6 protein-coding genes are annotated in these 4,571 nt (G+C 73.4%); 3 read left to right on the plus strand and 3 right to left on the minus strand.

Annotated features, from left to right (window positions below; translation table 11 throughout):
• Both KME77_RS06565 and KME77_RS06570 read left to right on the plus strand, forming a co-directional pair.
• Window positions 1-327: type 1 glutamine amidotransferase (locus KME77_RS06565; protein ID WP_372451142.1), on the plus strand; the 327-nt coding region annotated here is incomplete at its 5' end.
• A 12-nt stretch (window positions 328-339) separates the two neighbouring features.
• On the plus strand, window positions 340-858 hold the full coding sequence (locus KME77_RS06570; RefSeq protein ID WP_219462951.1) for a 2'-5' RNA ligase family protein: 519 nt from the start codon (window positions 340-342) through the stop codon (window positions 856-858).
• Window positions 859-868: 10 nt separating this feature from the next.
• On the opposite strand, the gene KME77_RS06575 is transcribed toward KME77_RS06570, so the two are convergent.
• From KME77_RS06575 to KME77_RS06585, 3 genes are all read right to left on the minus strand, one after another.
• Window positions 869-1,699: a sulfite exporter TauE/SafE family protein gene (locus tag KME77_RS06575; protein ID WP_308250583.1), complete on the minus strand. Its 831-nt coding sequence runs from the start codon at window positions 1,697-1,699 to the stop codon at window positions 869-871.
• A gap of 43 nt (window positions 1,700-1,742) precedes the next feature.
• The gene (locus KME77_RS06580; RefSeq protein WP_219462953.1) at window positions 1,743-3,362 is read right to left on the minus strand and encodes an AMP-binding protein; all 1,620 of its coding nucleotides are present in this window, start codon (window positions 3,360-3,362) and stop codon (window positions 1,743-1,745) included.
• A 130-nt stretch (window positions 3,363-3,492) separates the two neighbouring features.
• A complete protein-coding gene (locus KME77_RS06585; RefSeq protein WP_219462959.1) occupies window positions 3,493-3,762 on the minus strand; it encodes an alpha/beta hydrolase family protein in 270 nt (89 codons plus the stop codon).
• Between KME77_RS06585 and KME77_RS06590 the strand changes: the two genes are divergently transcribed.
• Window positions 3,752-4,501 carry an endonuclease V gene (locus KME77_RS06590; protein WP_308250584.1) on the plus strand — a complete coding sequence of 250 codons (750 nt, stop codon included), beginning with the start codon at window positions 3,752-3,754 and terminating at the stop codon, window positions 4,499-4,501. The two genes, KME77_RS06585 and KME77_RS06590, sit on opposite strands and share 11 nt — an antisense overlap.
• The last annotated feature ends 70 nt before the right edge of the window (window positions 4,502-4,571 follow it).

Raw genomic sequence — 4,571 nt, forward strand, 5'->3', positions numbered from 1 at the left:
CTGCCCCCCGAGCCCCCCACCGACCCCCTCTTCCACGGGCTGCCCGAGACGGTGCCCGCCGTCGAGCACCACGTCGACGCCGTCACCGCCCTGCCGCCCGGCGCCGCCTGGCTGGCGCAGACGGCGGCCTGCCCGTACCAGGCGTTCCGGGTCGGCGAGCAGGCGTGGGGGGTGCAGTTCCACCCCGAGGTGCTGCCGGCGCGGATCCGGGAGTGGCGGGTGGACGGGTTCGACCCGGACGAGGTGTACGCGCGGGCGGTCGCCGACGAGCCGGTGTCCACGCCGATCTGGCGCGAGGTGGCCGGCCGCTTCGCCAAGCTGGTCTGACGGGGGGATCCGATGGGACGTTACCCGGCGGGACGGACGGCGCTGGTGGTGCCGGTGCCCGAGGCCGAGCCGGTCGTGGGTCCGTGGCGGGCCGCGCTCGACCCGTCGTCGCCGTACGGGGTGCCACCGCACGTGACGGTGATGTATCCGTTCCTGCCCTCCGGCGAGGCCGGGCGGGCGGCGCTGGGCGAGCTGTTCGCCGGGTTCGCGGCGTTCGACGTGGTCTTCGCCAGGTGCGTGCGGCTGGGCGGCCTGCTCTACCTCGAACCGTCGCCGGCCGAGCCGTTCGCGCGGCTCACCGGCGCGGTCACCGCCCGCTGGCCGCGGGCGATCCCGTACGGCGGCAAGCACGGCGAGGCGCTCCCCCACCTGTCGATCGGCTACGACGGGGGCGAGGCCCGCTTCGACGAGGCGTCGGCCGCGATCGAGCCGGGGCTGCCGGTCAGGTCGCGGGTGACGACGGTGCGGCTGGTGGAGTTCGACGGGACGACCTGGCGGACGGTCGAGGACTTCCCGCTCTCCGCCGCGTGACCCGGCCCGGTCAGGTCAGGTACGTGTCCCAGCCCAGCTTGACCGCGACCGCCACCCCGCACGCCGACGCCAGGTAGCGCAGCGTCTGCCCCGGCAGCCGCCGTACGATCTTCGGCCCGAGCCATCCGCCCACCAGGAACCCGAGCCCCAGCGGGGCCACCGCTCCCCAGTCCACCGGCCCGAACACCGCGAACCCCGCCGCCGCCACCGCGTTCGCCGACCCCGACAGCACGTTCTTGATCGCGTTGAGCCTCGGCAGCGGGTGGTGCAGGAAGATCGCCAGCATGGCGAGCAGCAGGACGCCGCCCGCCGCCCCGAAGTATCCGATGTAGAGGCACGCCCCGAACAGCGCGACCCGCATCAGCACCCCGCGCCGGCCGCCCGCCACACCCTGCGCGCCTACCGCACCCTGCGTGCCCGCCTCGTCCGGTCCGCCGGTCTCGCCCGGTCCGTCGGCCTCGCGTGGTCCGTCGCCCTCGCCCGAGGGGCGGCGCAGCAGCATCAGGGAGGCCGCCGCGATCAGCCACGGCGCCACCACCTCGAACGTCCGCGCGGGCGTCACCAGCAGCAGCGCCGCCCCCGTCGCCCCGCCCAGCGCGCTCACCCAGCTCAGCCGCAGCACCAGGCCGCCCTGCCCGGCCAGCTCCGGCCGCGACCCGGCCACCGCGCCGAGCCCGGTGAACAGCAGCGCGACCGTGTTGGTGACGTTGGCGGCCAGCGGCGGCAGTCCGAACGCCAGCAGCGCCGGGTAGGAGACGATGGACGCCAGGCTCACGACCGTGCTGAGGACCCCGGCCGCCACCCCCGTCCCGAACAGGCCGAACACCTCGCCGCCGATCACCCGGCCATGCTAGGCCGTGCCCGGATCCGGCAGGTCACCGGTGTCACGCGTTGCGGATCTCCGCGGCCGTCCGCAGCCCCAGCAGGTCGACCGACCGCTGCCGCATCTCGACCTTGCGGATCTTCCCCGTCACCGTCATCGGGAACGCGTCGGCGACGTGCACGTACCGCGGGATCTTGAAGTGCGCCAGCCGTCCCGAGCAGAACTCCCTGACCGCCTCGGCCGTCAGCGGCTCGGCGCCCTCGCGCATGATGACCCAGGCCATCAGCTCCTCGCCGTACTTCTCGTCCGGCACGCCGATCACCTGCACGTCGGCGACGTCCGGGTGCCGGTACAGGAACTCCTCGATCTCGCGCGGGTAGACGTTCTCGCCGCCGCGGATGACCATGTCCTTGATGCGGCCGACCACGTTGACGTAGCCGTCGTCGTCCATGGTGGCCAGGTCGCCGGTGTGCATCCAGCGGGCGGCGTCGATGGCCTCGGCGGTCTTGTCCGGCTCGTCCCAGTAGCCGAGCATGACCGAGTAGCCGCGCGTGCACAGCTCGCCCGGCTCGCCGCGCGGCACTACCTGGCCGGTGTCCGGCTGCACGATCTTGACCTCGACGTGCGGCATCACCCGGCCGACGGTCTCGGTCCTGCGGGCCAGGTCGTCGTCGGACCTGGTCATCGTGGACACCGGGGACGTCTCGGTCATGCCGTAGCAGATGGCGACCTCGCGCATGTTCATCTCGCTGACGACGCGCTTCATCACCTCGACCGGGCAGGGCGAGCCGGCCATGATGCCGGTGCGCAGCGACGACAGGTCGTACTTCGCGGCCACCGCCAGCTCGGCGATGAACATGGTCGGCACCCCGTACAGGGAGGTGCATCTCTCGTCCTGCACGGCCCTGAGCGTCGCCTCCGGCTCGAAGCCCGGGGCGGGGATGACGACGCACGCGCCGTGCGAGGTCGCGCCGAGGTTGCCCATGACCATGCCGAAGCAGTGGTAGAAGGGCACCGGCAGGCAGACCCTGTCCTGCTCGGTGTAGTGGATCAGCTCGCCGACGAAGTAGCCGTTGTTGAGGATGTTGTGGTGCGACAGGGTCGCGCCCTTGGGGAAGCCGGTCGTGCCGGAGGTGTACTGGATGTTGATCGGGTCGTCGAAGGCCAGCTCCGCCATCCGCGCCCGCAGCCGTCCCTCCTCCACGGCCGCGGCCTCGCCGAGCAGCGCGTCCCAGCCGGGGTCGTCCAGGTAGACGACGTCGGCGTAGCCGATCTCCGCCACCATCGCGCGGTAGTCGCTGGTCCGGTGCGTCTGGGCGCTGATCAGCAGCCGCATGCCCGACTGCTTGACCACGTACTCCAGCTCGTGGCTGCGGTAGGCCGGGTTGACGTTGACCAGGATCGCGCCGATCTTCGCCGTGGCGTACTGCACGAGCACCCACTCGGCGCGGTTCGGCGCCCAGATGCCGACCCGGTCGCCCTTGGCGATCCCCCTGGCGAGCAGGGCGCGGGCGAGGTCGTTGACGTCGGCGTCGAGCTGGGCGTACGTCCATCGGCGTCCCGTGGGGACGTCGACCAGGGCCTCACGGCCGCCGAAGGCCGCCACGGTCCGCTCGAAGTTCTCGCCGATGGTCTCGCCCAGGAGGGCGGTCTGCGCGGTGGCGCTGGAGTACGACTGCATGTGCCCAGTGTCGGCCCGTCCCCGCCGTACGCACCAGCCCCGCCGCCGTGACGCGCCGTCCCGCCGTCCGGGGCGGTCTCAGCGGAGGGCCTCAGTGGAGGGTCTCAGTGGAGGGTCTCAGTGGAGGGTCTCAGTGGAGGGTCTTCGTGATGGCCAGGGCGGTGGTCCGCCAGATCGGGGCGGCGGGGTCGATCACCGCGAGGTGGTCGCCCGACATCTCCAGGTACGTCACGTCGTCGCCGGCCTCCTGGGCGGCGCGGGCGTAGCGGCGGGCGAAGTCGACCAGGTCCAGCTCGTCGCCCGTGCCCTGGACGATGAGCTGCGGCACCTTGAGCGGCAGCCTGAGCAGCGGGCTCGCTCCCGGTCCGGCGGGGCATAGGTTGGGCCGGGTGCGCGTCAACCACCTTCACCCCTGGCCGGACACCGCCGAGGAGGCGCGGGCGATCCAGGAGCGGCTGCGCCCGCGCGTCGAGCTGACCGGGCCGGCGGCGTTCGCCTCGGTCGCGGGGCTCGACGTGCACTACCACGGCGACGACGACGTGACGGCCGCCGTGGTGGTGCTGGACGCGCGTGACGCGAGCCCTCGTGACATGGGTGACGCGGACCCTCGTGACGTGGGTGGCGCGGGGTCGGGTGACATGGGTGGCGCGGGCCTGGGTGAGCTGCCGGTGGTCGAGCAGGTGGTGGTGCGCGGCAAGGCGCGCTTCCCGTACGTGCCGGGCCTGTTCGCCTTTCGTGAGCTGCCCGCGCTGGTGGAGGCGCTCGAACGCCTCACCGTCACCCCCGACCTGCTGGTCTGCGACGGGTACGGCCTGGCGCACCCGCGCGGGTTCGGGCTGGCCTGCCACCTGGGCGTGCTGACCGGGCTGCCCGCGCTCGGCGTGGGCAAGACGCACTTCGTCGGCGCCTGCGACACGCCGGCCCCCGAGCGCGGCGCGTGGACACCGATCGACCTGGACGGCTCGACCGTCGGCCGCGCCCTGCGCACGCGGCCCGGCGTCAAGCCGGTGTACGTGTCGCAGGGGCACCGGATCTCCCTGGACACGGCGTGCGCGCAGGTGCTGCGGCTCTCGCCGTGCCACCGCCTGCCCGAGCCGATCCGCAGGGCCGACCACCTGGCCCGCCACGGCGACCGCTGACCGCCCCGGCGTCATCGGTCGTCCGGGCGCCATCGGTCGCTCGGGCGCCATCGGTCGCTCGGGCGGGGCC

It is taken from the genome of Nonomuraea rhizosphaerae, from assembly GCF_019396405.1.
Taxonomy (GTDB): Bacteria; Actinomycetota; Actinomycetes; order Streptosporangiales; family Streptosporangiaceae; genus Nonomuraea; species Nonomuraea rhizosphaerae.